The 24,786-nt window shown below is 60.9% G+C and carries 30 protein-coding genes; 19 read left to right on the forward strand and 11 right to left on the reverse strand.

Annotation, left to right across the window (positions count from 1 at the left end; translation table 11 throughout):
* Positions 1 to 170 precede the first annotated feature (170 nt).
* A complete protein-coding gene (locus tag J3P84_RS16470; protein WP_434631376.1) occupies positions 171 to 1,115 on the reverse strand; it encodes a DMT family transporter in 945 nt (314 codons plus the stop codon).
* Between the two features lie 96 nt (positions 1,116 to 1,211).
* Between J3P84_RS16470 and J3P84_RS16475 the strand changes: the two genes are divergently transcribed.
* From J3P84_RS16475 to J3P84_RS16485, 3 genes are all read left to right on the forward strand, one after another.
* Positions 1,212 to 2,075: a LysR family transcriptional regulator gene (locus J3P84_RS16475; protein ID WP_434624464.1), complete on the forward strand. Its 864-nt coding sequence runs from the start codon at positions 1,212 to 1,214 to the stop codon at positions 2,073 to 2,075.
* Between the two features lie 85 nt (positions 2,076 to 2,160).
* Complete coding sequence (locus J3P84_RS16480) at positions 2,161 to 3,723, forward strand: EAL domain-containing protein (protein WP_434624466.1); 1,563 nt, start codon at positions 2,161 to 2,163, stop codon at positions 3,721 to 3,723.
* A 204-nt stretch (positions 3,724 to 3,927) separates the two neighbouring features.
* On the forward strand, positions 3,928 to 4,293 hold the full coding sequence (locus tag J3P84_RS16485) for a histone-like nucleoid-structuring protein, MvaT/MvaU family (RefSeq protein ID WP_434631379.1): 366 nt from the start codon (positions 3,928 to 3,930) through the stop codon (positions 4,291 to 4,293).
* Positions 4,294 to 4,379: 86 nt separating this feature from the next.
* Here J3P84_RS16485 and J3P84_RS16490 read toward each other — a convergent pair whose 3' ends face one another.
* Positions 4,380 to 4,916: a DUF4946 domain-containing protein gene (locus J3P84_RS16490; RefSeq protein WP_434631382.1), complete on the reverse strand. Its 537-nt coding sequence runs from the start codon at positions 4,914 to 4,916 to the stop codon at positions 4,380 to 4,382.
* Between the two features lie 193 nt (positions 4,917 to 5,109).
* Between J3P84_RS16490 and gloA the strand changes: the two genes are divergently transcribed.
* A complete protein-coding gene (gloA, locus tag J3P84_RS16495) occupies positions 5,110 to 5,631 on the forward strand; it encodes a lactoylglutathione lyase (protein WP_434603941.1) in 522 nt (173 codons plus the stop codon).
* A gap of 193 nt (positions 5,632 to 5,824) precedes the next feature.
* On the opposite strand, the gene ahpF is transcribed toward gloA, so the two are convergent.
* From ahpF to galU, 4 genes are all read right to left on the reverse strand, one after another.
* Positions 5,825 to 7,387 carry an alkyl hydroperoxide reductase subunit F gene (gene ahpF, locus J3P84_RS16500; protein WP_434624468.1) on the reverse strand — a complete coding sequence of 521 codons (1,563 nt, stop codon included), beginning with the start codon at positions 7,385 to 7,387 and terminating at the stop codon, positions 5,825 to 5,827.
* 123 nt (positions 7,388 to 7,510) lie between these two features.
* Positions 7,511 to 8,074 (reverse strand): alkyl hydroperoxide reductase subunit C, encoded by a 564-nt coding sequence (gene ahpC, locus J3P84_RS16505; RefSeq protein ID WP_011061677.1) that lies wholly within the window; start codon positions 8,072 to 8,074, stop codon positions 7,511 to 7,513.
* 232 nt (positions 8,075 to 8,306) lie between these two features.
* Positions 8,307 to 9,662, reverse strand: a complete 1,356-nt coding sequence (gorA, locus tag J3P84_RS16510; RefSeq protein ID WP_434624470.1) for a glutathione-disulfide reductase — start codon at positions 9,660 to 9,662, stop codon at positions 8,307 to 8,309.
* A gap of 361 nt (positions 9,663 to 10,023) precedes the next feature.
* A complete protein-coding gene (gene galU / locus J3P84_RS16515; protein WP_039592970.1) occupies positions 10,024 to 10,863 on the reverse strand; it encodes a UTP--glucose-1-phosphate uridylyltransferase GalU in 840 nt (279 codons plus the stop codon).
* 232 nt (positions 10,864 to 11,095) lie between these two features.
* On the opposite strand from galU, the gene J3P84_RS16520 reads away from it, so the two are divergent.
* The gene (locus tag J3P84_RS16520; RefSeq protein ID WP_434624472.1) at positions 11,096 to 11,311 is read left to right on the forward strand and encodes a hypothetical protein; all 216 of its coding nucleotides are present in this window, start codon (positions 11,096 to 11,098) and stop codon (positions 11,309 to 11,311) included.
* Positions 11,312 to 11,417: 106 nt separating this feature from the next.
* The gene (locus J3P84_RS16525) at positions 11,418 to 11,699 is read left to right on the forward strand and encodes a hypothetical protein (RefSeq protein WP_305495358.1); all 282 of its coding nucleotides are present in this window, start codon (positions 11,418 to 11,420) and stop codon (positions 11,697 to 11,699) included.
* Positions 11,700 to 11,728: 29 nt separating this feature from the next.
* Here the strand turns inward: J3P84_RS16525 and J3P84_RS16530 are convergent, their stop codons facing one another.
* Together J3P84_RS16530 and J3P84_RS16535 are read right to left on the reverse strand one after the other, a co-directional pair.
* On the reverse strand, positions 11,729 to 11,959 hold the full coding sequence (locus J3P84_RS16530) for a hypothetical protein (protein WP_305495360.1): 231 nt from the start codon (positions 11,957 to 11,959) through the stop codon (positions 11,729 to 11,731).
* Positions 11,960 to 12,070: 111 nt separating this feature from the next.
* Positions 12,071 to 12,421, reverse strand: coding sequence for a hypothetical protein (locus J3P84_RS16535; protein ID WP_434624475.1), 351 nt, complete (start codon positions 12,419 to 12,421; stop codon positions 12,071 to 12,073).
* 204 nt (positions 12,422 to 12,625) lie between these two features.
* Between J3P84_RS16535 and J3P84_RS16540 the strand changes: the two genes are divergently transcribed.
* The 5 genes from J3P84_RS16540 to ada all read left to right on the forward strand — a co-directional run bounded on the left by J3P84_RS16540 (position 12,626) and on the right by ada (position 15,915).
* On the forward strand, positions 12,626 to 12,928 hold the full coding sequence (locus J3P84_RS16540) for a DUF1883 domain-containing protein (protein WP_003182962.1): 303 nt from the start codon (positions 12,626 to 12,628) through the stop codon (positions 12,926 to 12,928).
* A gap of 30 nt (positions 12,929 to 12,958) precedes the next feature.
* Positions 12,959 to 13,129, forward strand: coding sequence for a hypothetical protein (locus tag J3P84_RS16545; protein ID WP_305495364.1), 171 nt, complete (start codon positions 12,959 to 12,961; stop codon positions 13,127 to 13,129).
* Positions 13,130 to 13,367: 238 nt separating this feature from the next.
* Entirely contained in the window at positions 13,368 to 14,087 is a 720-nt protein-coding gene (locus J3P84_RS16550) for a 2OG-Fe(II) oxygenase (RefSeq protein WP_434624477.1), read from the forward strand.
* The gene (alkB, locus tag J3P84_RS16555) at positions 14,077 to 14,754 is read left to right on the forward strand and encodes a DNA oxidative demethylase AlkB (protein ID WP_434631385.1); all 678 of its coding nucleotides are present in this window, start codon (positions 14,077 to 14,079) and stop codon (positions 14,752 to 14,754) included. Before J3P84_RS16550 ends, alkB begins: the two co-directional genes overlap by 11 nt.
* Before the next feature lie 87 nt (positions 14,755 to 14,841).
* Positions 14,842 to 15,915, forward strand: coding sequence for a bifunctional DNA-binding transcriptional regulator/O6-methylguanine-DNA methyltransferase Ada (gene ada / locus J3P84_RS16560; protein ID WP_434624479.1), 1,074 nt, complete (start codon positions 14,842 to 14,844; stop codon positions 15,913 to 15,915).
* Here ada and J3P84_RS16565 read toward each other — a convergent pair.
* Positions 15,879 to 16,367, reverse strand: a complete 489-nt coding sequence (locus J3P84_RS16565) for a GyrI-like domain-containing protein (protein WP_434624481.1) — start codon at positions 16,365 to 16,367, stop codon at positions 15,879 to 15,881. The two genes, ada and J3P84_RS16565, sit on opposite strands and share 37 nt — an antisense overlap.
* Before the next feature lie 149 nt (positions 16,368 to 16,516).
* On the opposite strand from J3P84_RS16565, the gene J3P84_RS16570 reads away from it, so the two are divergent.
* The 8 genes from J3P84_RS16570 to J3P84_RS16605 all read left to right on the forward strand — a co-directional run bounded on the left by J3P84_RS16570 (position 16,517) and on the right by J3P84_RS16605 (position 22,975).
* The gene (locus tag J3P84_RS16570; protein ID WP_434624483.1) at positions 16,517 to 17,578 is read left to right on the forward strand and encodes an NAD(P)H-dependent flavin oxidoreductase; all 1,062 of its coding nucleotides are present in this window, start codon (positions 16,517 to 16,519) and stop codon (positions 17,576 to 17,578) included.
* A gap of 238 nt (positions 17,579 to 17,816) precedes the next feature.
* Complete coding sequence (gene modA / locus J3P84_RS16575) at positions 17,817 to 18,569, forward strand: molybdate ABC transporter substrate-binding protein (protein WP_434624485.1); 753 nt, start codon at positions 17,817 to 17,819, stop codon at positions 18,567 to 18,569.
* On the forward strand, positions 18,569 to 19,249 hold the full coding sequence (gene modB, locus J3P84_RS16580) for a molybdate ABC transporter permease subunit (RefSeq protein WP_434624487.1): 681 nt from the start codon (positions 18,569 to 18,571) through the stop codon (positions 19,247 to 19,249). Before modA ends, modB begins: the two co-directional genes overlap by 1 nt.
* 3 nt (positions 19,250 to 19,252) lie before the next feature.
* Positions 19,253 to 20,332: a molybdenum ABC transporter ATP-binding protein gene (modC, locus tag J3P84_RS16585; RefSeq protein WP_434624489.1), complete on the forward strand. Its 1,080-nt coding sequence runs from the start codon at positions 19,253 to 19,255 to the stop codon at positions 20,330 to 20,332.
* Between the two features lie 207 nt (positions 20,333 to 20,539).
* On the forward strand, positions 20,540 to 21,577 hold the full coding sequence (locus tag J3P84_RS16590) for a DNA topoisomerase IB (RefSeq protein ID WP_434624491.1): 1,038 nt from the start codon (positions 20,540 to 20,542) through the stop codon (positions 21,575 to 21,577).
* A 135-nt stretch (positions 21,578 to 21,712) separates the two neighbouring features.
* Positions 21,713 to 22,276 (forward strand): ATP-dependent Clp protease proteolytic subunit, encoded by a 564-nt coding sequence (locus J3P84_RS16595; protein WP_039592957.1) that lies wholly within the window; start codon positions 21,713 to 21,715, stop codon positions 22,274 to 22,276.
* A 230-nt stretch (positions 22,277 to 22,506) separates the two neighbouring features.
* A complete protein-coding gene (locus tag J3P84_RS16600) occupies positions 22,507 to 22,686 on the forward strand; it encodes a general stress protein (protein WP_186614672.1) in 180 nt (59 codons plus the stop codon).
* Entirely contained in the window at positions 22,664 to 22,975 is a 312-nt protein-coding gene (locus J3P84_RS16605; protein WP_434624494.1) for a hypothetical protein, read from the forward strand. Before J3P84_RS16600 ends, J3P84_RS16605 begins: the two co-directional genes overlap by 23 nt.
* Before the next feature lie 223 nt (positions 22,976 to 23,198).
* Here J3P84_RS16605 and J3P84_RS16610 read toward each other — a convergent pair whose 3' ends face one another.
* Positions 23,199 to 23,951 (reverse strand): OBAP family protein, encoded by a 753-nt coding sequence (locus tag J3P84_RS16610; protein WP_434624496.1) that lies wholly within the window; start codon positions 23,949 to 23,951, stop codon positions 23,199 to 23,201.
* An 87-nt stretch (positions 23,952 to 24,038) separates the two neighbouring features.
* Positions 24,039 to 24,575: a DUF3087 family protein gene (locus J3P84_RS16615; RefSeq protein ID WP_434624498.1), complete on the reverse strand. Its 537-nt coding sequence runs from the start codon at positions 24,573 to 24,575 to the stop codon at positions 24,039 to 24,041.
* Positions 24,576 to 24,786 lie beyond the last annotated feature (211 nt).

Consider the following 24,786-nt stretch of genomic DNA (forward strand, 5'->3'; position numbering starts at 1 on the left):
AATGCCGCGGACACTGCGGGCGAGGAAGTCGCCATAGATCAGTTGAAACCCAAGTATCTTCATTGTCGACCCAAGGCTATTGCGGGCGAGGCTTCTGCTGCCAGAAGACCTTATTCTTATATGCGTAACCCGATTCTACACAGCGTAACCGGATTTGTCCGCCTCAGGTATCAAATCGTCTTTTTTGCCGAGCGTGCAAGCGGTTTGTTGCACAGGAATATCCCCGCCAGGATCAACCCGCCGCCTACGCACATAAATAAAGTGAGCCGTTCGTCGAGCAGCATCGCGCCCAGCAGTACCGCCGTCAGCGGGTTGAGCGCAATGAAGACGCCGGAACGCGTCGCACCGATCCGGCGGATGCCCTGATACCAGGCGATATAGGCCAGGGCCGAACCCAGCACGCCGAGGTACAGCAGGCTCAACCATTGCCTGAGGTCCAGCCCACGCAATGCCCCGAAGCGGATCTCACCGCCGGCTGCGCACGCCAGCCACAACATCAGCGTGCCCAGCAGGATCGACCAGGTCACGGTCTGCAAAGGACCCATGCTCTCATTCAGGTCTTTGGAAAACAGCGAATAGATGCCCCACCCCAGCACACAGCCGAAAATCAGCAGATCCCCGCGCCAAGCGTGTTCCGTCGCCTGCAACAGCGACGGTTCGCGGCTGATGATGACCAGCCCCGCCCCACCGATGCACAGCACGATACCGGCGACTTTAAAGCGGCCCAACCGTTCCTTGAACAAGCACCAGGAGGCCAAGCCGATCACTGCCGGGTTCAACGCGACGATCAACGAGGCGCGCGACGCGTTGATGTATTGCAAACCATGGAAGAAACACAGGTTGTAGAAAAAGATCCCGAAGAACCCCAGCGCGGCCAGTTGCAGGCCCTGCTTCAAGCTGGGCCTGGCCAGGGGGATACCGGCGACGCCGAGAAACAGCAACAGCGCGATGCTCGCCAGGAGAAAACGCAAGCTGGCGGCGAACATCGGCGTCAGCGCATCGGCAACGATCCTGCCGGCAACAAAGGTGCCGCCCCAGATCATCGTGACCATCGCAAGCTTGAGGTAGACCGGCAGGTCCGAGGGTGTCGAGGCAGTTTGTTCCAAGGCTTTCATGGTCCACCACATAGGCGATTGATCAATGTCCCGCGTGTCGCTGGGATAGCGTATTGTTCTGCTCATGGAACATCATCGTAAAATGAGCGTTTACTCATGACTCTCACCCAACTCGAAATCTTTTCGCTGGTCGCCGAGCTGCAAGGTTTCACCGCGGCCGCGACACGCCTGGGCATCGGCCAGTCAGCGGTGTCCCACGCGATAAAATCCCTGGAACAGGAGTTGGGCGTCGAACTGTTCAGGCGTCATCAATCCCTCGTCGAGCTCAGCGACATCGGCCAGCAATTGTTGCTGCGCGCCCGGGCCATGCTCGGCCTGGCCAATACCCTGCGACAGGAGGCCGCGGATGCCCGCGGCATGCGCCGTGGGACCCTGCGCATCGGCTCGTTCGGGCCGACGTCGTCGATGAAACTGCTGCCCGCCATCCTGCAGCGCTACCGCACCCTGCATCCGGGAATCGAAGTGCACATCGATGAAGGGCCGGACCGGCAAGTGCTGCAATGGCTGGATGAACGACGGATCGACGTCGGTTTCGTGGTCCTGCCCGAGGAACGCTTCGATACGTTCGCCTTGATGGAAGACCAGATGGTCGCCCTGCTGCCCACCGATCATCCCCTCGCCGAGCGCGCCTGCGTGGAGCTCAAGGCGCTGTGCAACGACCCCTTCATACTCACCGAGGCCGGCTCCTCGGAAGTGGTCGGGCGGCTGTTCAGCGCCGCCCGACTCACGCCGAATATCCGCTATCGCTGTTCGCAACTGCTCAGCACGCTGGATGTGGTCAGCCGGGGTGAAGCCGTGACCGTGGTTTCCGAGGGTTCGCTGCCGGCCGTGGAAAATCCCGGGTTTGTCGTACGTCCCTTGTCGCCGCGCGTTCCGCGCCAGATCGGCCTCGCGGTGCTGGACAGCCGCCAGGCCTCGCCCGCGACGCTGGCATTTATCGAAGTCGCCCGGCAACCATAAGCCACCTGGAGGCCGGCGGGCGCGCAACCGCCTGGCCGTCTATCATCGACGCAGTTTCCCGCCCAGGCTCAACAAGGTCGTACCGATGCCATTGTCCGCCACACAGATACGCAAGCGGTCCCGTCGCAACCTGATCACCCTGCTCTGCGGGGTGCTGCCGGTGCTCTCGGGAGTGGGCATTCTCCATATCCAGGCCGAACGGACATTGCAACAGCAGGCCCGCCAGACCGCGGGAGAGCTGGTCCGGCAAGTCGAGCTGATGCTCGACAATACCGCGCTGGCGGCGCGCGCACTGCTGCCCCTGGCCGGTCAACCTTGCGAAGCGGTAAAACTGGCCCTGCGTGACCAGGTGACCCGCCGGCCCTTCGTCCGTTCGACCAACCTGATATGGGACGACACGCTGTACTGCAGCTCGCTGTTCGGCGAATTCGAGGAGCCGGTCAACCCGCACAATTACCACCAGGGCTCTCTCTGGCTGATGGACGGCAACCCGGTCACGCCCGACACGGCATTGCTGATCTACCGGCTCAACGAGGGCCGGCAAGGGGCACTGGCGACCCTGGACGGTTACCACCTGGCCAATGTCCTGCGCCTGATTGGCGGCGAGACGCGTTTGTTGCTGCAAGTAGGACCGAGCTGGCTGGCGGCGGACGGCAAGGTCCGGCAAACCCCGCCGCCTGCCCAGAAGGTAGCTCGCAACGAGTTGGCCTCGTCACGCTACGCCTTCAGCGTCGAAGCCGGCTTCGATGAAGGGGAAACCTGGCGCTACATGGCTCGGGAATATCCACCGCTGTTCAGCCTGCTGATTGTCTTCGGCGCCATCGCGGCGCTGCTCGCCCATTGGACACAGAAACGCGCCTCCTCCCCCAGCCATGAACTGCTGCGCGCCCTCGAGGCCGGGGAGTTTGTGCCGTATCTGCAACCGGTGGTGCGCGGCGATGACAAGCGTTGGGCCGGGGTTGAGGTGCTGATGCGCTGGAACCACCCCAAGGAAGGCCTGGTGCGTCCGGACCTGTTTATCCCGCTCGCCGAACACAGCGGGCTGATCGTGCCGATGACCCAGGCACTGATGCAGCAGACCAGGCAATTGCTGGCGCCGCTCGCGCCCCTGCTGGAGGCGCCGTTCCATGTCGGTATCAACATCACCGCCCGCCACTGCAAGGACCTGGCGCTGCTGGAGGATTGCCGCGAGTTCCTGGCCGCGTTCCCACCGGGCGTCGTCACGCTGGTGCTGGAACTGACCGAGCGCGAGCTGATCGAACCGAGCCCGGTGACCCACCAATTGTTCGAGTTGCTGCACGATCTGGGCGTCAAGATCGCCATCGACGATTTCGGCACCGGCCACTCCAGCCTGGGGTACTTGCAGCAGTTCAACGTCGACTTTCTGAAAATCGATCAAAGCTTTGTCGCGATGATCGGCGCCGATGCGCTGTCACGCCATATCCTGGACAGCATCATCGAGTTGTCGGGAAAACTGCAGTTGGAGATCGTCGCAGAGGGCGTCGAAACCGTTGAGCAAAGCGATTACCTGACGGCTCACAACGTCAACTTTCTACAAGGCTATCTGTTTGGCCGGCCTATTAGTGGCCAAGAGTTCAGTGCTGCGCTGATCGCCGCTAAAAGCCCGCCCACGACACCGTTCGATTGACCGATACACACCAAGCGCGTTGGAACAATTGTTCCTGTTACATAACGAAAAAGTTACGATTTACACTTTCTGAATTAACTACTACAATTTTTTTGCCTGTGCCAGAGAGCAGGAAGTCATTATCATCGAGTCGCTACAAAGCGCTTGGCTTAATGCTTTGTTGGCGGTTTGTATCAGCCAGACATTTTGATTGGAGTAACGATATTGTCCAGACTCGCTGAATTCCGTGCAGCCGAAAGGGCCCTTCAGGAGCAGCTCAAACAGCTGGAATCTCTGAAGAATGACGCCGGGCTGAAAAAAGAGATCGAATTTGAAGAAAAGCTCCTGGGGCTGATGAAAACCTACGGCAAGAGCTTGCGCGACATCGTCGCCATTCTTGATCCGAAGCCGTCCAAGGCCGGCCCGCAGGCGGTCAAGCCAACCAAGACCCGCCGCGCCCGCGTGGTCAAGGTGTACCAGAACCCGCACTCCGGCGAGCTGATCGAAACCAAGGGCGGCAACCACCGCGGCCTGAAAGCGTGGAAGGAACAATACGGGGCTCAAACCGTTGATTCCTGGTTGCGCGGTTGACCATCGGCATTATCGAGAAGCCCTGACTGGTTCAGGGCTTTTTTGTGCCGGACAACTTCAGTATCAAGCCTTGAGTATTAGACGCATTAGAATTTCAGGCTATTTCTTACAGACTGAACTTCCTCCTGGCTTTCAACAAATACCTGGGCCTGGCCGGCGTAGGACAGCACATACGCCCTGCCCTCTTTTAGCGCAGCAACAAGTGTTTGAGACAACACGTGTCTGCCGTTCTGCGTGATCGTGCAAGTGGTTTCCAGCGCTGCAGTCCCGCCCAACAGGGAAGAATGAATCTTATTGCAGACGCTTTGATAACCGCCCTGGAAAAAATCCTTCTGAACGGATTTTCGCATCTCCAGCAACACACCTTGCAAGTTGACCTGATGATCGGGTTCGACCGGCGTGGTTGTCAGTTCCATCACCATCACCGCATTACCCGCGGAATCGTTCTTGGTCGCGCGTTCACGACTGATCGACTGCGCACTCGCCGGTGTGGACGCTGGCGCGGGGAGCGACTCGACTACCCAGCCCGATGGCCACGCAACCTGCGGTTCGAGCGCAAGGGCACCGCTACTCGCAATGCCGGCTGACAAGAGAATGAACAGCGTAAGACAAGGTCGAATCATTGCGTTGCACTCAAGGACGAATCGTAAAGTCTGAAGCCCGCCGCAGCACCAGGCAATAGCCACACGCGGTTTGGCGATGGCGCGCGCCTTGCGTATCATGGACGCACCTGCAAGGAAGCCATCTGACGCAAGCCCAGGAACCGTCGCAGCCCGGTTGCGACGCCGTTTGCCCCACTTATTTTCCGGAGGGCCCATGAGCCTGCACGAACTCGACACTTTCCCAGGCGTTACTGCCCAGCCCGACGCCGCCACGGCCAGATTCGTCTTCAACCACACCATGCTGCGGGTCAAGGACATCACCAAGTCCCTCGACTTCTACACCCGTGTACTGGGTTTCTCGCTGGTGGAAAAACGCGATTTTCCCGAAGCCGAATTCAGCCTTTACTTCCTCGCACTGGTCGACAAGAGCCAGATCCCGGCAGACGCCGCGGCGCGTACCGAGTGGATGAAGTCGATCCCCGGCATCCTCGAACTGACGCATAACCATGGCACCGAAAACGATCCGGCGTTTGCCTACCACAACGGCAACAGCGACCCGCGCGGTTTCGGCCACATCTGCATCTCGGTGCCGGACGTCGTTGCCGCCTGCGAGCGCTTCGAAGCGCTGGGCTGCGACTTCCAGAAGCGCCTGAGCGATGGCCGCATGAAGAGCCTGGCGTTCATCAAGGACCCGGATGGCTACTGGGTCGAGATCATTCAGCCTGCGCCGCTGTAGACCTCACGGCCTTCCCCTTATGGTGGAGCCCTTGTGGGAGCGAGGCTGCTCGCGATGACTGCGGCACATTAAACATCGATGTGGGCTGGACCATCGTTTTCGCGAGCAGGCTCGCTCCCACAGGGTTATGCGTAATGCAAAAAAAACCCCATGAGCCGTGGCCCATGGGGTTTTGTTTTTCCAGCGGCTGGCGTCAGGCCGGGGCGGAGGTACGGATCAGGTGATCGAAGGCGCTCAACGAAGCCTTGGCACCCTCGCCCACGGCGATCACGATCTGCTTGTACGGCACGGTGGTCACGTCACCGGCGGCGAACACACCCGGAATCGAGGTTTCACCGCGCGCATCGACGATGATCTCGCCACGCGGCGACAGTTCGACGGTGCCCTTGAGCCAATCGGTGTTTGGCAACAGGCCGATCTGCACGAAGATGCCTTCCAGCGTCACGTCGCGTACTTCACCGCTTGGACGGTCCTTGTAGCGCAAACCGTTGACCTTCTGGCCGTCGCCCGTCACTTCGGTGGTCTGGGCGTTGGTGATCACCGTCACGTTCGGCAGACTGTGCAGTTTGCGCTGCAACACCGCGTCGGCACGCAATTGCACGTCGAACTCCAGCAAGGTGACATGAGCCACGATACCCGCGAGGTCGATAGCCGCTTCGACGCCGGAGTTGCCGCCGCCGATCACCGCTACGCGCTTGCCTTTGAACAGCGGACCGTCACAGTGCGGGCAGTACGCCACGCCCTTGTTGCGGTATTGCTGCTCGCCCGGCACGTTCATTTCACGCCAGCGGGCACCGGTCGCCAGGATCACGGTCCTGGCCTTGAGGCTCGCACCGCTGGCGAACTTGATCTCATGCAGCCCGCCGTCTTTGCCAGCGACCAAAGCGTCGGCACGTTGCAGGTTCATGATGTCGACGTCGTACTGTTTGACGTGCTCTTCCAGGGCGACGGCCAGTTTCGGGCCTTCGGTTTCCTGGACCGAGATGAAGTTCTCGATCGCCATGGTGTCGAGCACCTGGCCGCCGAAACGCTCGGCCGCGACACCGGTGCGGATGCCTTTACGGGCGGCGTAGATCGCTGCCGAAGCACCGGCCGGGCCACCGCCGACCACCAGTACATCAAAAGCATCCTTGGCGCTGATCTTCTCGGCCTGACGCTCGATGCCGCTGGTGTCGATCTTGGCGAGGATTTCTTCCAGGCCCATGCGGCCCTGGCCGAAGTTGACGCCGTTCAGGTAGATGCTCGGCACCGCCATGATCTGGCGTTCGTCGACTTCGGCCTGGAACAGCGCGCCGTCGATGGCGACGTGACGGATGTTCGGGTTCAGCACCGCCATCAGGTTCAACGCCTGGACCACGTCCGGGCAGTTCTGGCATGACAGCGAGAAATACGTCTCGAAGTTGAACTCGCCCTTGAGCGAGCGGATCTGTTCGATCACTTCGACACTGGCCTTCGAAGGGTGGCCGCCGACTTGCAGCAGGGCCAGCACCAGCGAAGTGAATTCGTGCCCCATGGGAATGCCGGCGAAGCGCAGGCTGATCTCGGCTCCCGGGCGATTCAACGAGAACGATGGCTTGCGCGCATCAGTACCGTTGTCGAGCAAGGTAATCTGGTTGGAAAGACTGGCAACGTCTTTGAGTAATGCAAGCATTTCCTGGGATTTCGCACCGTCGTCGAGGGATGCAACGATCTCGATCGGCTGGGTGACCCGTTCCAGGTATGACTTCAACTGAGCTTTAAGATTGGCGTCCAACATACGGGCGATTTCCATGTTTGAATTTCAGAAAAAACAACGCCCGAGCGAATCTCGCCCGGGCGTTTTTTGGGGCGAAGCGGCTTACTTGGCTAAGAGCGAATCGCCCTCGGATAACGCACTGGTTTAGATCTTGCCGACCAGGTCCAGGGACGGAGCCAGAGTGGCCTCGCCTTCTTTCCACTTGGCTGGGCAGACTTCGCCTGGGTGGGCAGCAACGTACTGAGCAGCCTTGATCTTGCGCAGCAGCTCGGAAGCGTCACGGCCTACGCCGCCGTCGTTGATTTCAACGATCTTGATCTGGCCTTCAGGGTTGATCACGAAAGTACCGCGATCCGCCAGACCGGCTTCTTCGATCAGCACGTCGAAGTTGCGGGAGATGGCCAGGGTCGGGTCGCCGATCATGGTGTACTGGATCTTGCCGATGGCTGGCGAGGTGTTGTGCCAGGCAGCGTGGGCGAAGTGAGTGTCGGTCGACACGCTGTAGATCTCGACGCCCAGCTTCTGGAACTCGGCGTAGTTGTCGGCCAGGTCTTCCAGTTCGGTTGGGCAAACGAAGGTGAAGTCAGCCGGGTAGAAGAACACGACAGACCACTTGCCTTTCAGGTCGGCGTCCGAGACTTCGACGAATGCGCCGTTTTTGAAAGCGGTAGCTTTGAACGGTTTAACTTGGCTGTTGATGATAGGCATCGTTGACTCTCCGTCAGGGGTTGAGAAGTTGATGAAGTGAATCTTAGCCACTCATGCCGCCGCTGGCTCATTGGCAAAGCTCATGCGAATGATTGGTTTTGGCTATCAGGAATCTATATAGATAGAAGAAATCTGTGGACCTGCCACAGGCGACCCTTTGTTGATCGTGGCAGTTGCCAAACAGTTCACAAGGCTGGACCGATGGATCACAGCCTTGGTTCGCAGGCGCCAATCAGGCGGTTGGCGTGCGCATGGTGACGAATTCTTCGGCGGCGGTTGGGTGCACGCCAATGGTCTCGTCGAAGTCGCGCTTGGTGGCCCCGGCCTTGAGGGCGATCGCCAGGCCCTGGACAATTTCCCCGGCGTCCGGCCCGACCATGTGGCAACCCAGCACCTTGTCGGAGCTGGCGTCGACCACCAGCTTCATCAGCGTGCGCTCCTGGCACTCGGTGAGAGTCAGCTTCATCGGCCGGAAACGGCTTTCGAAAATCTGCACCTCATGGCCCTCCTCCCGGGCCTGCTCTTCAGTCAGGCCAACGGTGCCGATGTTTGGCAGGCTGAACACGGCTGTGGGAATCATCCGGTAATCCACCAGACGGTATTGCTCGGGCTTGAACAGGCGCCGCGCCACTGCCATGCCTTCGGCCAGTGCGACGGGGGTCAACTGCACGCGACCGATCACGTCGCCAATCGCCAGGATCGACGGCTCGGCGGTCTCGTACTTTTCGTTGACCTGCACAAAACCCTTGTCGTCCAGCGTGACGCCGGTGTTCTCCAGGCCGAGGTTGTCCAGCATCGGGCGGCGGCCAGTGGCGTAGAACACGCAATCGGTGACCAGCGTGCGACCGTCCTTGAGCGTCACCTTCAGGCTGCCGTCGGCTTCCTTGTCGATGCGCTGGATGTCGGCCTTGAATTGCAGGTCGAGGCCACGGCGTTGCAGCTCTTCGGCCAGGTGTTTGCGCACCGCGCCGTCGAAGCCGCGCAGGAACAGGTCGCCGCGATACAGCAAGGAAGTCTGCGCGCCCATGCCATGGAAAATCCCGGCGAACTCCACTGCGATATAGCCACCACCAACCACCAGCATGCGCTTGGGCAGCGATTTGAGAAAAAACGCCTCGTTGGAACTGATGGCGTGCTCGCGCCCCGGAATGTCCGGGATCACCGGCCAGCCGCCCGTGGCGATCATGATGTGCTGTGCGGTGTGGCGCTGGCCGTTGATTTCCACTTCGTGAGGGCCGGTAATCTTCGCGTGACCTTCATGCAGAGTGACACCGCTGTTGACCAGCAGGTTGCGATAGATGCCGTTGAGGCGATTGATCTCGCGATCCTTGTTGGCGATCAGCGTGGCCCAGTCGAAACTCGCCTCGCCCGCTGTCCAGCCATAGGCCGACGCTTGCTCGAAGTCCTCGGCGTAATGCGCGCCGTAGACCAGCAGTTTTTTCGGCACGCAGCCGACGTTCACGCAGGTGCCGCCCAGGTAGCGGCTTTCCGCCACGGCCACCTTGGCTCCAAAACCGGCGGCAAACCGTGCGGCTCGAACACCGCCGGAACCGGCGCCAATCACATACAGGTCAAAATCGTAGGCCATCATTCATCTCCTTCGGCAGGCCGTCAGCATACCTGCTGTTCCTGCATGGAGCAGCCCGATCGGGCAGCGATGGAAATGATTATGGGGGCGCAAGCGCAAAAGCCAACCGGTGGCAGCGTGATTAGCCAAGACTGGCTCATCCTTGTGGCGAGGGGATTTATCCCCGCTGGGCTGCGCAGCGGCCCTGAAATTTGAGTCCATTATGTATCAGACTGATCGCATTCGGACCTTTGGGGCCGCTGCGCAGCCCGACGGGGATAAATCCCCTCGCCACAGGTTTCTTTCTATGTGGTACAGAAAATCCAGGCAAAAAAACGCCCCGAACCAGTCGGGGCGTTTTTTCAAGGCACGGTGCAGGCTATCAGTAAGCCTTGCCGGTCTTGTAGAAGTTCTCGAAGCAGAAGTTGGTCGCGTCGATGTAACCTTCGGCGCCACCGCAGTCGAAACGCTTGCCCTTGAACTTGTAGGCCATCACGCAGCCGTTCTGGGCTTGTTTCATCAGCGCGTCGGTGATCTGGATTTCGCCGCCCTTGCCTGGCTCGGTCTGTTCGATCAGGTCGAAGATGTCCGGAGTCAGGATGTAGCGGCCGATGATCGCCAGGTTCGACGGTGCGTCTTCAGGCTTTGGCTTCTCGACCATGCTGTGAACCCGGTAGATGTCTTCGCGGATCATCTCGCCGGCGATCACACCGTACTTGTTGGTTTCCTGAGGATCCACTTCCTGGATCGCCACGATGGAGCAGCGGAACTGCTTGTACAGCTTGACCATCTGGGTCAGTACGCCGTCGCCTTCGAGGTTGACGCACAAGTCATCCGCCAGCACCACGGCGAACGGTTCGTCACCGATCAGCGGGCGACCGGTCAGGATCGCGTGGCCCAGGCCTTTCATTTCGGTCTGGCGGGTATAGGAGAACGAGCACTCGTCCAGCAGCTTGCGGATGCCGACCAGGTATTTTTCCTTGTCGGTGCCCTTGATCTGGTTTTCCAGCTCGTAGCTGATGTCGAAATGGTCTTCCAGGGCGCGCTTGCCACGGCCGGTGACGATGGAAATTTCCGTCAGGCCTGCGTCAAGGGCTTCTTCGACACCGTACTGGATCAGTGGCTTGTTCACCACCGGCAGCATTTCTTTGGGCATGGCTTTAGTCGCTGGCAGGAAGCGAGTACCGTAACCGGCTGCTGGGAACAAGCATTTCTTGATCATATAAGTCCTTGAAAAGGCGGTATGTACGAGTTTCGGCGCAGTCTAATCAGGCCGCAGGCACCTTACAATGCCCACGCTGGCCAACCGATGCCATCATAGAGAAATAAACCGGCGGATAGTTCAATCGCCTTTCGCTTCGATGGTTCCAGCGGTCTCACTGTACGCCCATGGGCGCTGTTTGCGAGCTTTTGACGTATCATGGCCGCCTTGATCACGCCAACGAGGCAATTAGATGTCGGCAACTCCAAACGCAAACGGTTACTCGGTCAGCCAGGACAAGGACGGCCAGTGGTGGATTACCAATTACCACGGTGAACAGGTCGCCGGCCCCTTGCCCAGCAAGGCCATGGCGCTGGAAGTCGCTGCGGTATTCCAGGATGAACGCTCTGCCCCGGCGCCCCGGGAGCGCGAAAAGGCTCCGGCACGCAATACTCGCCGCAAGAAATAGTCGGGCCATCCCATCATTGCCTTGATGGGAACTGTGGTTTAGCTGTACCGGAATGGCCATTCGCTATAATCTCGCGCCATTCCTCCCCCCTCTCGATGACGATCCCATGAAAACACTTCTGGCGCTGTTTACAGTCCTGGCCCTGGCGGGCTGTGCCTCGGCGGAAAAAACCTACCTGGCCAACGGTGAACAAGGCCTGGCCATCGACTGCTCGGGCGAAGCCAATTCCTGGGCGACCTGCTACGAAAAAGCCGATGCGTCCTGCGCCGGCACGGGTTATCGCATCGTCGGCACCGACGGCACACCACAAGCCAAGGAAAGCGAAAAGACCCTGGGGGTCGACGTGGGCAACTTCAGCAGCCGCAGTGTCGTCGTGGTGTGCAAATAAAAGTGGGCAAATAAAAGTGGGCAAATAAACTAGATGTGAATCTCGGCGAACTTGATCCCCAGGCCCCGCAAGGTCTCGATCAGGTCGTCGAGCCGGGAGAAGGATTCAACTTCGTCCTGGTCGTCCACCAGAAAAAAACTGCGCCCGGCGCTTTTCTTGAAGAACACGATCCACTCGCCCGGGCTCCCAGGGTTCTGGATCACATGGGTGGCGCAGATCAGGCCTTCTGCATGGCGCTCGCGCACCTGTTCGCGTTTCATTGACCGGGGCTCCATAAATGACAATGCCGCCAACGGCGACCGTGGCGGCATTCTTGTATCGAGGGTGGCAGTTTAACCGATGCCTGGCGATCCGTCAGGCCGAGACCACGCTCAACCGGAAATGCAGGCGTTGGCCGCGTCCTGTACATCCCCTGGGCGCACGGGCACGTTGGACATGCTTTCATGCAGCTTGATGCTGCTGCCGCTGGAGCGCTCGTCGATGTCGAACACCGCCGCCGGCAGCGCCGACAGCTTGCCGGGAACGATCACCCGAACACCGTTTTTATGCGGCTCCATTTGCAGCGGGCCACGGCTCTCGAGCAGCTTGTCGGCAACACACCGGGCGTATTCATGGGGCTTCTTTCCGGAGATGACGCTCATGGTGGGCGGTGTCTGGTTGATGTCCGATACCGACGCACATCCACTCAGGGCCAAGGCCCATACCCACACGCTGCGCTTCATACGATTCCTCCGATAAAGACCCTCCGACAGCATAAACACTGCTTTTCTCCCCTGCGCTGCGCTTTTTTACCCAGTGGCCGGTAATAAATCAGCCCAGCCTGGGACAGGGGTCGGATATTAACCCGTGGTGCTGATAAACTGCGCGCCATTATTTGCTTCATCTTCTGTCCTGACCCGGCAAGAAATGCCCTTCTGGAGGCACCCTTGAAATTCATCCACCAGCGTGAGCACCTCAACGAGGACGATATCGTCGTCATCGAATGCTCCCAAATGTGCAACATCCGTTTGATGAACGACGCCAATTTCCGCAGCTTCAAGAACGGTGGCCGGCACACGTACCATGGCGGCGCGTTCGACACGTTCCCGGCCAGGATCACCGCACCGAGCACAGGCTTCTGGAACATCACCATCGACACCGTCAACCGTCGCGCCATCAGCGTTACCCGCAAGCCGACCCTGACCCACAAGATCAAGATCATCCGGCGCTCCAGCTCGAAACTGAGCTGAGCAGCGTCCCAGACGAAGACAGGAATAACCGTGGCCCAGACGACCAAATACGTCATCAAGTACAAGCTCAACGGCGAACGCCGCTTCGAGTTCGCGCAGTTGCAAAATGGCACCGAGGAAGAAGCCCTGGCAGAGCTGAAGAAGCTGCATGGCGAGAGCGATGATGTGATCAGCGACCTCAAGGTCAGCAAGGCCCTCTGAACGGCGGTACAAAATGCCTTTCGTGGCGAGGGAGCTTGCTCCCGCTCGGCTGCGCAGCAGTCGTAAAACGCATTGACGCGGTACATCATAATGGCTTCATCTGCCTGATTGGGGCGGCTGCGCCACCCAGCGGGAGCAAGCTCCCTCGCCACAGAAAGCTGATCACACCGCAAGAATCGGGGTGCGGGCGACGCAGTAGTGCTCAGACTGGGCAGTCCTCCCATTCAGGATTGCAATCATGCCCTCTGAGTCCTCCCTGCCCCGCCCCATCGCCGACCTCGACTGGCCCGCCCTGGAACAAGACCTCGACCAGGACGGCTGCGCGATCATTCGCAAGCTGCTGCCGGCAGCGCTGTGCCTGCAGCTGCGAGGCTTGTACAGCGACCCGGGGCTGTTTCGTTCCCGCGTGGTGATGGCCCGTCATGGATTCGGACGGGGCGAGTACCAGTACTTTGCTTATCCGCTGCCCAAGGTTGTCCAGCAACTACGTCAATCGCTGTATCCGCGGCTGGTGCCGCTGGCCAACCGCTGGAACGATTGCATGGGCCTGCCAGTGCGCTATCCCGAGCAGCACGCCGATTTCATCCGGCGCTGCCACGACGCCGGCCAACAACGCCCTACGCCGCTGCTGCTGCAATATGGCCCGCAGGACTACAATTGCCTGCATCAGGACCTGTACGGCGAGCACGTATTCCCGTTGCAGGTGGCGATCCTGCTGGCGGAACCGGGCGAGGACTTTGCCGGCGGCGAATTTGTCCTCACCGAACAGCGCCCGCGCATGCAGTCACGACCACAAGTCATCGATCTGAAACAGGGCGACGCCGTGGTGTTCGCCGTACACCAGCGACCCGTCAACGGCGTTCGCGGTTATTATCGAGTGAACCTGCGCCATGGCGTCAGCCGCTTGCACAGCGGCCGCCGGCATACACTTGGGATCATTTTTCATGATGCGCAATGACCACACGCCCATCACCCTGGATCTGTTCGCCGACCAACCGCCCACCACGCCCGGCGAGGTCGAACAGATCGGCCAGCAATCCTTCGTATTACGCGGGTTTGCCCTGCCCTGGCTCGACCGCGTGCTGCCGGCGCTGGAAAGCGTCTTGCAGGCGGCGCCATTCCGGCAGATGGTCACGCCCGGCGGCTTTACCATGTCGGTGGCCTTGACCAGTTGCGGCGCGCTCGGCTGGACCACCGACCGCAGCGGCTATCGCTACACGGCCCACGATCCGCAGACCGGCCAGCCCTGGCCCGACATGCCACAGCTGTTTCGCGACCTGGCCCATAACGCCGCCCGGCAAGCGGGGTTCGAACATTTCGAGCCCGATGCCTGCCTGATCAACCGCTACGTGCCCGGCGCCCGAATGTCGCTGCACCAGGACAAGAACGAACGCTCCCTGACGGCCCCCGTCGTCTCGCTCTCCCTGGGCCTGCCGGCGATGTTCCAGTTCGGCGGGTTCGAGCGCAGCGACAAAAGCCAGCGCATTGCGCTGTTCCACGGCGACATCGTGGTCTGGGGCGGTGTGGATCGCTTGCGTTACCACGGCGTGCTGCCACTCAAGCCGGGAGAGCATCCGACGCTGGGTGCCCAGCGGATCAATCTGACGTTCCGCATGGCCGGATAACAGCGCAGAATTCAACCGCAAGACCCGGAGTGTCGCCACCTGGATGGCTCGCTACTGTAGGCAAAACGGGCCAATGGAATAACGACCATGAACAGCACTTCAAACACTCTCGCCTCTGAACAGGATCCCCGCTGGGCCGCCGTGCTTGCCCGGGACCCGCGTGCCGACGGGCAATTTGTCTATGGCGTGAAAACCACCGGTATCTACTGCCACCCCAGCAGCCTGTCGCGCTTGCCCAACCCGCGTAACGTCGAATTCTTCGACACGCCGGAACAGGCCCAGGCGGCCGGCTATCGCCCCAGCAAACGCCTGGCCAGGGACCAGACCCAGATCGCCGCGCAACAGGCCGCCCGGGTCGCGGCCGCCTGCCGGCAGATCGAGGCCGCCGAGGAACTGCCAGGCCTGAATGAACTGGCGCTGAGCGCGGGTTTGAGCCCTTTTCATTTCCATCGCGTTTTCAAGTCTGTCACCGGCCTGACGCCCAGGGCCTACGCCGCCGCCCACCGCTCGCGCAAAGTGCGCGAACGCCTGGCCGAAGCCGGGACGGTAACCGAGGCGCTGTATGACGCCGGTTTCAATTCCAACAGCCGCTTCTATGAAGCCGCCGACAAAGTCCTCGGCATGAAACCGGCCGACTACCGCGCCGCCGGGCAGAACACCGACATTCGCTTCGCCGTCGGCCAGTGCTCCCTGGGGGCGATCCTGGTGGCGCAAAGCGACCGTGGCGTGTGCGCGATTCTGCTGGGGGATGATCCGGACGCACTGGTGCGCGACCTGCAGGACAAATTCCGGCGCGCCAACCTCATCGGCGCCGACCGGGAATTCGAGCAGTTGATTGCCCAGGTCGTGGGGTTCATCGAAGCGCCGGCCCTGGGCCTCGACCTGCCGCTGGACCTGCGCGGCACGGCCTTTCAGGAACGGGTCTGGCAGGCCCTGCGGGAGATTCCGCCGGGCAGCACCGCCAGCTACGCCGAGATCGCCCAGCGCATCGGCCTGCCCAAAGCCGTTCGCGCCGTGGCCCAGGCCTGCGGTGCCAACAGCCTCGCCGTGGCGATCCCCTGCCACCGGGTGGTGCGCAGCGACGGCAACCTCTCGGGCTATCGCTGGGGCGTCGAGCGCAAGCGTCAGCTGCTGGCGCTGGAACGTTCGTCGGCAGACTGAACGCCGATATAGATCGCCACCGAGTCGGGCGCGTTGTAGACCTCGAAATCGGTGGTGAACCGGCGCACGGTTCGCGGGTTATCGGCGAAGTACGCCCAGATCAGGCCCCTGGCCTGGATCACGCAATCGGGCATCGGCCCCTTGGCCGAAAACACCAGGTAATCCCCGCCCTCGACGTCCACGGCGGGGTAACCTGCGCTCGTGGCATCGACCTGCACACCGGCCGTCACGTTGAAGTAGCCGGTGGCATCGGACTCGTAATCGGAATACACCCCATAGACGAACGACTCGGACTGCCGGGCCGGAACGTTTTCGAACAGCCCTTCGGTGAAGAACTGCTGCCACATCGGGCCGATCTTTGCCGTGTCGCCTCGCTGCTCGTCGGCATTGCGGGTGCGCACCTGCAAACCGGCGACGGTGAAGGGTTCGACGATCTTGAGTTTCACGTCCATGGATCGAGCTCCTTGATGGGGTAAGCCCGCATGGTACCCATCCCGTCGCTCGGATCAAACCCGGGCATCGATTGAAAAACTCGACTGGCCCTGGCCGGGCGACACCTGCTAAAAACACGCTTTCCTTCTGCCGTCGGAGACACCCGAACATGAGTCAGTGGCCAGACACCCGCATTCTCGACCTGCTCGGCATCGAGCTGCCCATCATCCAGGGGCCTCTGGCCGGCGTAACCGGTCCGGCCATGGTAGTCGCCACCTGCAATGCCGGCGGGCTGGGCTCGATGCCGGCGGCGATGCTCGACGTGGAGCAACTGCGCCAGGCGCTGACGACCATCAGCGAACAGACCGACAAACCGTTCAACGTGAATTTTTTCTCGCACCAGCCACCGGCGTTCGATGAACAACGGGCCGAGGCCTGGAAACAGCGGCTCAAGCCTTATTACGAAGAACTGGGCGCCGACTTCGAAGCGCCGACGCCGGTGTCCAATCGCACCCCGTTCGATGATGCGGCCTGCCGCGTGCTCGAGGAACTGCGGCCCAAGGTGGTCAGCTTCCACTTCGGCCTGCCGGAAAAAACCTTGCTGGATCGGGTCAAGGCCACCGGCGCGAAGATCCTCTCCTCGGCCACCACCGTCGAAGAAGCCATCTGGCTCGAACAGCACGGCTGCGACGCGATCATCGCCATGGGCTATGAGGCCGGCGGTCATCGCGGGATGTTCCTGAGCGAGGACCTCAACACCCAGGTGGGTCTGTTCGCCCTGCTGCCGCAAGTGGTGGATGCGGTGAAGGTGCCGGTGATCGCCACCGGCGGGATCGGCGACGCGCGCGGGATTGTCGCGGCGTTTGCCCTGGGCGCGTCGGCGGTGCAGTTGGGCAGCGCTTATCTGTTCACGCCGGAAGCCAAGGTCACACCTTCCCACCACCGGGCGCTGCGCACGGCCAGGGAAAGCCAGACCGCCGTCACCAACCTGTTCACCGGCCGCCCGGCCCGGGGCATCGTCAACCGGGTGATGCGCGAGGTCGGCCCGATGAGCCCGCTCGCGCCGGCTTTCCCCCTGGCGGGCGGCGCCTTGATGCCGCTGCGGGCGAAAGACGAAGCAGATTTCGCCAACCTCTGGGCCGGCCAGGCGTTTCCCCTGGGGCGTGAGCTGCCGAGCGGCGAACTGACCCGGCGCTTGGCCGAAGAAGCGCTGGCGCGGTTCAAGGGCTGACTTCGTCGACTGAGCGTCTGCGGCGCTTTCAAGGACGCTATCGCGAGCAAGCTCGCTCCCACAGGGGATGTGGGTTGAATAACGATCTTGCGACGCCTTGAAAACCTGTGGGAGCGAGCTTGCTCGCGATGAGGCCAGTCGTATCACCGCCAAACCCGACAAAATACCGCGTTCCGTTTCCCAAGCATTCGCTATATATTCTGCTATATAGCGAACCCATCCCCACGGAACCCTGCCCATGCGCTCGAACCCTTTCGCCCGGCTGCTGCTGGCTACCTGCTTTTGTGTCAGTGCCGCTCAAGCCGACGAGGTGCAGGTAGCCGTCGCTGCCAACTTCACTGCGCCGATACAGGCCATCGCCGCCGATTTCGAAAAAGACACCGGCCACAAGCTGATAGCCGCCTATGGCGCGACCGGGCAGTTTTATACGCAGATCCAGAATGGTGCGCCCTTCGAAGTCTTCCTCGCCGCCGACGACACCACCCCGGCCAGGCTCGAAAGCGAAGGCGCTACCGTCAAGGGCTCGCGCTTCACCTACGCCATCGGCACGTTGGCGCTGTGGTCGGCCAAGGACAACTACGTCGACAACCAGGGCCAGGTCCTGCGCGACAATGCATTCACGCACCTGTCCATCGCCAACCCCAAAACCGCGCCGTATGGCCTGGCCGCGACCCAAGTCCTGGAAAAACTCGGGCTGTCCGCGCCGGTGAAGAACAAGCTCGTCGAAGGCCAGAACATCACCCAGGCCTATCAGTTCGTTTCCACCGGCAACGCCGAACTGGGCTTCGTCGCCCTGTCCCAGGTGTACAAGGACGGCAAGCTGGCAAGCGGTTCGGCATGGATCGTCCCGGCCGAGCTGCATGCTCCGATCAAACAGGACGCGGTGATTCTCGCTAAAGGCCGGGACAACCCTGCCGCCCTGGCCTTGATGGAATACCTCAAGGGCCCGCAAGCCGCCGCCATCATCCAGTCCTTCGGTTATCAACGCTGATGCCGCTGACCGGCGCCGATTACGCGGCCATCTGGTTGACGCTGAAACTGGCGTCGCTGACCACGGTGATCCTGCTGCTCATCGGCACGCCCATCGCCCTGTGGCTGTCGCGCACCCGATCCTGGCTGCGCGGGCCGGTGGGCGCGGTGGTGGCCCTGCCGCTGGTGTTGCCGCCCACCGTGATCGGCTTTTATCTGTTGCTGGCGCTGGGTCCGAACGGCTGGATCGGCCAGTTCACCCAGGCTCTCGGCCTGGGCACCCTCACCTTCAGCTTTACCGGGTTGGTGATCGGCTCGGTGATCTATTCCATGCCGTTTGTTGTCCAGCCCTTGCAGAACGCGTTTTCCGCCATCGGCAATCGTCCACTGGAAGTCGCCGCCACGCTGCGAGCGGGTCCATGGGATACTTTTTTCCACGTTATCCTGCCCTTGGCCCGACCCGGTTTCATCACCGCGGCGATTCTCGGTTTCGCCCACACGGTCGGTGAATTCGGCGTGGTGCTGATGATCGGCGGCAACATCCCGGAAAAGACCCGGGTGGTGTCGGTGCAGATCTACGACCATGTCGAAGCCCTCGAATATGCCCAGGCCCATTGGCTGGCGGCGGCGATGCTGGGGTTTTCCTTCCTGGTGCTGCTGGCGCTGTACTCCAGCCGCCGCACCCGTGCCGGCTGGAGCTGAGCGATGATCCAGGCAAGATTTCAACTCGACCACGGCGACTTTTTCCTCGACCTGGACGTGCAATTGCCTGGCCGTGGGGTGACGGCGCTGTACGGCGAATCCGGCTCTGGCAAGACCACTTGCCTGCGCTGCATCGCCGGCCTGGAGCGACCCTCCCAGGGCTTCATCGAGGTCAATGGCGAAGTCTGGCAAGACAGTGAGCGCGGCGTATTCGTACCACCTCATCAGCGCGCGCTGGGCTATGTTTTCCAGGAGGCGAGCCTGTTTGACCACCTGTCGGTGCGCGACAATCTGGCGTTCGGCCTCAAGCGCGTAGCACCGGCGCAACGGCGCGTGGACATGAACCACGCGACGGAACTGCTCGGCATCGGTCACCTCCTCGACAGGCAACCCCATAACCTCTCCGGCGGCGAACGCCAGCGCGTCGGCATTGCCCGCGCCTTGCTGACCAGCCCGCGACTGCTGCTGATGGACGAGCCACTGGCGGCCCTCGATACGCGGCGCAAAAACGAAATCCTGCCTTACCTGCAACGACTCCACGATGAACTGGACATCCCGGTGCTGTACGTCAGCCATTCCCAGGACGAAGTCGCGCGCCTGGCTGATCACATCGTGCTGCTCGATGCCGGGCGCGCCCTGGCCAGCGGGCCGATCGCCGAAACCCTGGCGCGGCTCGACCTGCCACTGGCCCAGGGCGATGACGCGGGCGTGGTGATCCAGGGCAACGTCAGCGCCCATGACCCGCAATACCAGCTACTTACCCTGACGTTGCCCGACAGCCAGCTCCAGGTGCGTGTCGCCCATCAGCCGATGGCTGTCGGCCGGCCGTTGCGCTTCAAGGTACAGGCGCGGGATGTCAGCCTGAGCCTGGCGAACGATGCACAGACCAGCATTCTCAATCGCCTGCCGGTGACGGTCGTCAGCGAACTGGCGGGCGACAACGCGGCTCATGTACTGATCCGGCTGGAGGCCGCTGGCACGCCGTTGCTGGCGCGGATTACCCGGTATTCCCGGGATCAGTTGAAGCTGCATCCGGGGCAGATGTTGTGGGCGCAGATCAAGGCGGTGGCGGTGTTGGCGTAGCACTATCAACACAACCCCTGTGGGAGCGAGCCTGCTCGCGATGGGGCCGGTACATCCAACATTCCCGTGTCAGACAAACCGCTATCGCGAGCAAGCTCGCTCCCACAGGGGACTGGACTGTTGCCGACATAAGAAACTCGGCACGACCGCAACGGGCGGCGGTCAATGAATTCACAGGCCATTCGAATTCATCGCCAAGGATCAAACATGCCCGACACCCTGCCGCCCGATGCACTCCCGGCTGATCTGCATTACGTCGACGACACCGCCCCGGGCATCACCCGCCGGAAGCTGCGGGGCAAGTTCTGCTACTTCCACCCGTCGGGCCAGCGCATTACCGACCCCGCCGAAATCCAGCGGATCAACGCCCTGGCCGTTCCGCCGGCCTACACCGATGTGTGGATCTGCACCGACCCGCGCGGCCACCTCCAGGCCACCGGACGCGACGCCCGAGGACGCAAGCAGTACCGCTACCATTCGCGCTGGCGCGAAGTGCGCGATGCAGACAAGTACTCACGCATGCTCGAATTCGGCCGCACCCTGCCGCGACTGCGCAAACGCCTCGAGGAAATCCTAGCCACGCCCGGTTTCAGCCGCGATAAAGTCCTGGCAACGGTCATCACTTTGCTCGACGTCACGCTGATCCGCGTCGGCAATAGCCAATACGCCCGGGACAACCGTTCCTACGGCCTGACCACGCTGCGCAACAAGCATGTCGCGGTCAACGGCAGCGCCATCGCTTTCCAGTTCCGTGGCAAGAGCGGCGTTGAACACCAGATCACCGTGAAGGACCGACGCCTGGCACGGATCATCAAGCGCTGCCAGGAAATTCCCGGGCAGAACCTGTTCCAGTACCTGGACGAACACGGCGAGCGCCACGCCGTCACGTCTTCGGACATCAACGCCTACCTCAAGACACTCACCGGCGCCGATTTCACGGCCAAGGACTACCGCACCTGGGCAGGCAGCGCGGCGGCGCTGGACGGACTGCGCACATTGCAGTGGGAAACCGAGACCGAAGCCAAGCGACACGTTGCCGAAATGGTCAGGCAGGTTGCCCGGCAGTTGGGCAATACGCCCGCCGTCTGTCGCAAATGCTACATCCACCCCGCCGTGCTGGAAGGCTTCATGGGCGGCATCCTGAGCGAACTGCCCAAGCCTCGCGTACGCAAAGGACTCAGTGCGCAAGAAGCCGCGCTGACGATGTTCCTGCAGCGCATGGCCCAAGCCGTCGAAGCCTGCTAAGCGAAGCGGCCGCTGATTGCCGGACCTGAACAAGCGCATGACGGAAGTGGAACATCCGACAGCCGGCGGACTCCCAACTGTACAGAGCCGCTGATCCGCAGACTCGTCAACGCGTGAAGTCGAGAGGAGTTTCAGATGTCCGAACACATCGTCCATTTCCATTGCCAGATCGACCAGGGAACCACCGAGCGCTTCCGGGACAATTGCCTGGAAGCCATTGAAAAAGGCGCCGACTCGCTGATGCTCAACCTCTCTACTGTCGGCGGCAGCACCAATTTCGGTTTCACCCTCTATACCTTTATCAAATCCCTTCCGGTGCCCGTGCGCGCGGTGAATGCCGGCAACATCGAGTCGATGGGCATCGTCATGTACCTGGCCGCCAGCGACCGCACCACCACCCCACATTCACGCTTCCTGATACACCCGATGAATTGGTATTTCGGCCAGAAATCGGTGGATCACTCGCGCTTGCGTGAATACCTCTCGAGCCTGGACAACGACGTGGCGCGGTACGTGGAAATCTACGTCAAGGAAACCGCCGGCGCCGCCACGCAACTGGATATCTTCAAATGCCTGTGCGCCGAGGAGCGAGTGATACCGGCGGAAAATTCGTTGGCTTTCGGCATTGCACACCGGGTGGAACAAGTGGTGTTTGCGCCCGAGGCGAAACATTGGAAAGTCAGCGGCGGCGAGGACTGAATCACACCTTCGATGATGAATAAATACAATTTGCCGCCGCTTGCCTTATTGATTAAATCGATGCTGTACAAGTTCAAGCGAGACGGCTGTATAAGTTACCCAGGCGTTAATTCTTTAGTTGATACCGTTCGTCGCCAGCGAAACGTTTTTTTTAAACTTCCATCCGCAGATTTCTTTCACAGTACTGCGAGGCACGTTTTACTCGCTTAACCAAAATGAGGATTCTCGAAATGGCTAATAGCGGAAACAAAAACCCAGGTAACTTCGCAAACGACCGAGAGAAAGCATCCGAAGCCGGCAAGAAAGGCGGACATGCTTCCGGCGGAAACTTTGCCAACGACCGGGAAAAAGCCTCTGAAGCCGGTAAGAAAGGTGGCGAACGCAGCCATGGCGGCGGCAGAAAATCGTAACCCGGAAAAACCGTTGGGGCGTAGCATTGCTGCGCCCTGGCGCTTAAACCTGTCGAGGTCATGCATGAGCCAGGACCGATTCATTGTCAGTTTCATTGCCGACGGCCAGCCCGATAACCGGGTGCTGGCGGCTGACACCGAGACCCTGAGCACCGAAGAAGCCGAGGCACTCTTGAGAGTGACCTTCACCGAATTGAAAAGCGTCAGGATCAGTGACGTCCAAGTTCAGAAAAGAACCAAGCCAAACGAAACGGAACATGATGTTCCGGGGCACTTCAAACAGCCTTGACTGCTAGATATAGCCCCCCTCTCAAAGCTTCAGGCAAACTCGATCCCCTGCTTAATTATTAAACACAGCACCTTGTGGCGAGGGGATTTATCCCCGCTGGGCTGCGCAGCAGCCCTCATATCCCCTCATAGTTACTCATCGGAGTAATAGCCTGGGGACCTCTTCGCGGTCCAACGGGGATAAATCCCCTCACCACAAAAAAGCATATTCGGCAAATTCGCGTTTAATGAGCATGCCCCGTCGGGTCCTTAATCTGCCACACCTGCCCCTTCTGCCAGGCATCCGCACCGGGATCGATTGTCGGCGCTTCGATTGCCGCGCGGGCGCGTTTTTTCTCTTCGCTGGAGATGCCCATCCGGCTGTCGCGCTCACGCACCAACTGCGGGTCGATCTGGCCGTCGGCGGTAAAGCCCATCATCAGTTGCGGAACACCGTAAGGCAGCGCGTTGCCCTGTTCGGTGTGCCAGGTGTGCCAGGTCTTGCCGTAGGTGCTGACAAGGTTTTTCATCAAACGGGTTTCCGCCACCTCGGGAATCCCTGGCGCGATCAGTTGCCCGGACTTCACCTCATGCACATGGCTGTGCCACAACTGTTTTTCGCTGGCCGGCAAGCCCTCGAACAAGCGCTTGCTGATGATGTACTCCACGCCCATGAGCTTGGCGTTCGCGGTGTTGGCATCGAAGATGGCGCACTGGAACACTTCTTCGTTCAGTGCCGTGCAGTAGTGATGCGCTTCCATTTGCCCGGACATCCGCCCGTTGTAGAAATGGAAGCCATCCAGGTAGGTGTCCAGCGCTTGCAACGGGGGTTTGTTCTGCATGAGCCCCGCCCCGGCTTCCAGCGTCGCGGTGGTCGGGCTCTTCGCGGCTCCTGGCGCGTCCACCGGTGAATGGCTGTTACCGCCCGCGCAGCCTGCCAACCCCACCGTTGCCACGCAAAGCATGGCCCAGGTTCCATGAGTGATTTTTCCAGGCATCTCGACTCTCCCTTTCATGACTGTTCATGAGAAAGGCGCCCGATCGCCAGGGTTTGATTTTTCACCTGAGCAACCGACGAGCGGCCGCTAATCGCGGGCCTTATAGGCCTGTTTCACGGTATCGATCCAGGCCGGGTCAAGGCGCGACTGCTCGGGGTCCAGACCGCGCGCCTGCATGTTCTGCAGATGTTCATCGGCCTCGCGATTCAACGAGGCCTGGTCGCTGGAGTTGGCATCCAGCAGGTGCATCTGGGCCAGGCCCAAGTGATAGAAGCGCAGCAGCTTCATCGCCGCCGGATCCTGGGCCTGCACCCCAGCCTTCACCTGGTGCATCACGTTGGTAACGCTCATCAGGCTGCGCTTGAGCTGCCAGCCGTACACCGCCGCGGCCATCCACGGCTGTTGCCAGAAATACCCGCGTATGAGCGCGGCCATCAGCAGCACGGCGGCGAAAACCCCGCCCACGTTGAAGCGAAAATTGTCGCCCCCGGGTGTGCCGAACAGCATCACCGCCAGGCTCGATAGCAGCATCGCCAAGGCCAGGAATACCAAGGCGAGGATGAGCGTGCTGCGGCGGGTCTGCTGCCGGTAGGTCACGGCGTCCCACGGTTTGATCTCGAACATCGCGTCGCATTTTCCTTGTGTGGCGTGAAAAGACTCGCGCATTATCGCCTCCCCGGTCGATTTGGCTATGCTGGGGCTCATTTGTGTTGCACCGACCCGAAGGACCCGGATCAAAGTCCATGGCGATACCGCAAGGATCGTGCGATCTTCCTGCGTGGACGTTTTTTCAAAGATGCCGCCGTCGTGCGCGCGGCATCGTTTTCAAGGAAAG

Origin of the sequence: Pseudomonas sp. Z1-29, assembly GCF_051131995.1 — a bacterium.
Classification (GTDB): domain Bacteria; phylum Pseudomonadota; class Gammaproteobacteria; order Pseudomonadales; family Pseudomonadaceae; genus Aquipseudomonas.

Coding starts and splice junctions, on each gene's coding strand:
- J3P84_RS16470 (WP_434631376.1), bottom strand. CDS start 1,115: ATGAAAGCCTTGGAACAAACTGCCTCGACACCCTCGGACCTGCCGGTC.
- J3P84_RS16475 (WP_434624464.1), top strand. CDS start 1,212: ATGACTCTCACCCAACTCGAAATCTTTTCGCTGGTCGCCGAGCTGCAA.
- J3P84_RS16480 (WP_434624466.1), top strand. CDS start 2,161: ATGCCATTGTCCGCCACACAGATACGCAAGCGGTCCCGTCGCAACCTG.
- J3P84_RS16490 (WP_434631382.1), bottom strand. CDS start 4,916: ATGATTCGACCTTGTCTTACGCTGTTCATTCTCTTGTCAGCCGGCATT.
- gloA (WP_434603941.1), top strand. CDS start 5,110: ATGAGCCTGCACGAACTCGACACTTTCCCAGGCGTTACTGCCCAGCCC.
- ahpF (WP_434624468.1), bottom strand. CDS start 7,387: ATGTTGGACGCCAATCTTAAAGCTCAGTTGAAGTCATACCTGGAACGG.
- ahpC (WP_011061677.1), bottom strand. CDS start 8,074: ATGCCTATCATCAACAGCCAAGTTAAACCGTTCAAAGCTACCGCTTTC.
- gorA (WP_434624470.1), bottom strand. CDS start 9,662: ATGGCCTACGATTTTGACCTGTATGTGATTGGCGCCGGTTCCGGCGGT.
- galU (WP_039592970.1), bottom strand. CDS start 10,863: ATGATCAAGAAATGCTTGTTCCCAGCAGCCGGTTACGGTACTCGCTTC.
- J3P84_RS16520 (WP_434624472.1), top strand. CDS start 11,096: ATGTCGGCAACTCCAAACGCAAACGGTTACTCGGTCAGCCAGGACAAG.
- J3P84_RS16525 (WP_305495358.1), top strand. CDS start 11,418: ATGAAAACACTTCTGGCGCTGTTTACAGTCCTGGCCCTGGCGGGCTGT.
- J3P84_RS16530 (WP_305495360.1), bottom strand. CDS start 11,959: ATGAAACGCGAACAGGTGCGCGAGCGCCATGCAGAAGGCCTGATCTGC.
- J3P84_RS16535 (WP_434624475.1), bottom strand. CDS start 12,421: ATGAAGCGCAGCGTGTGGGTATGGGCCTTGGCCCTGAGTGGATGTGCG.
- J3P84_RS16550 (WP_434624477.1), top strand. CDS start 13,368: ATGCCCTCTGAGTCCTCCCTGCCCCGCCCCATCGCCGACCTCGACTGG.
- alkB (WP_434631385.1), top strand. CDS start 14,077: ATGCGCAATGACCACACGCCCATCACCCTGGATCTGTTCGCCGACCAA.
- ada (WP_434624479.1), top strand. CDS start 14,842: ATGAACAGCACTTCAAACACTCTCGCCTCTGAACAGGATCCCCGCTGG.
- J3P84_RS16565 (WP_434624481.1), bottom strand. CDS start 16,367: ATGGACGTGAAACTCAAGATCGTCGAACCCTTCACCGTCGCCGGTTTG.
- J3P84_RS16570 (WP_434624483.1), top strand. CDS start 16,517: ATGAGTCAGTGGCCAGACACCCGCATTCTCGACCTGCTCGGCATCGAG.
- modA (WP_434624485.1), top strand. CDS start 17,817: ATGCGCTCGAACCCTTTCGCCCGGCTGCTGCTGGCTACCTGCTTTTGT.
- modB (WP_434624487.1), top strand. CDS start 18,569: ATGCCGCTGACCGGCGCCGATTACGCGGCCATCTGGTTGACGCTGAAA.
- modC (WP_434624489.1), top strand. CDS start 19,253: ATGATCCAGGCAAGATTTCAACTCGACCACGGCGACTTTTTCCTCGAC.
- J3P84_RS16590 (WP_434624491.1), top strand. CDS start 20,540: ATGCCCGACACCCTGCCGCCCGATGCACTCCCGGCTGATCTGCATTAC.
- J3P84_RS16595 (WP_039592957.1), top strand. CDS start 21,713: ATGTCCGAACACATCGTCCATTTCCATTGCCAGATCGACCAGGGAACC.
- J3P84_RS16600 (WP_186614672.1), top strand. CDS start 22,507: ATGGCTAATAGCGGAAACAAAAACCCAGGTAACTTCGCAAACGACCGA.
- J3P84_RS16605 (WP_434624494.1), top strand. CDS start 22,664: ATGGCGGCGGCAGAAAATCGTAACCCGGAAAAACCGTTGGGGCGTAGC.
- J3P84_RS16610 (WP_434624496.1), bottom strand. CDS start 23,951: ATGCCTGGAAAAATCACTCATGGAACCTGGGCCATGCTTTGCGTGGCA.
- J3P84_RS16615 (WP_434624498.1), bottom strand. CDS start 24,575: ATGTTCGAGATCAAACCGTGGGACGCCGTGACCTACCGGCAGCAGACC.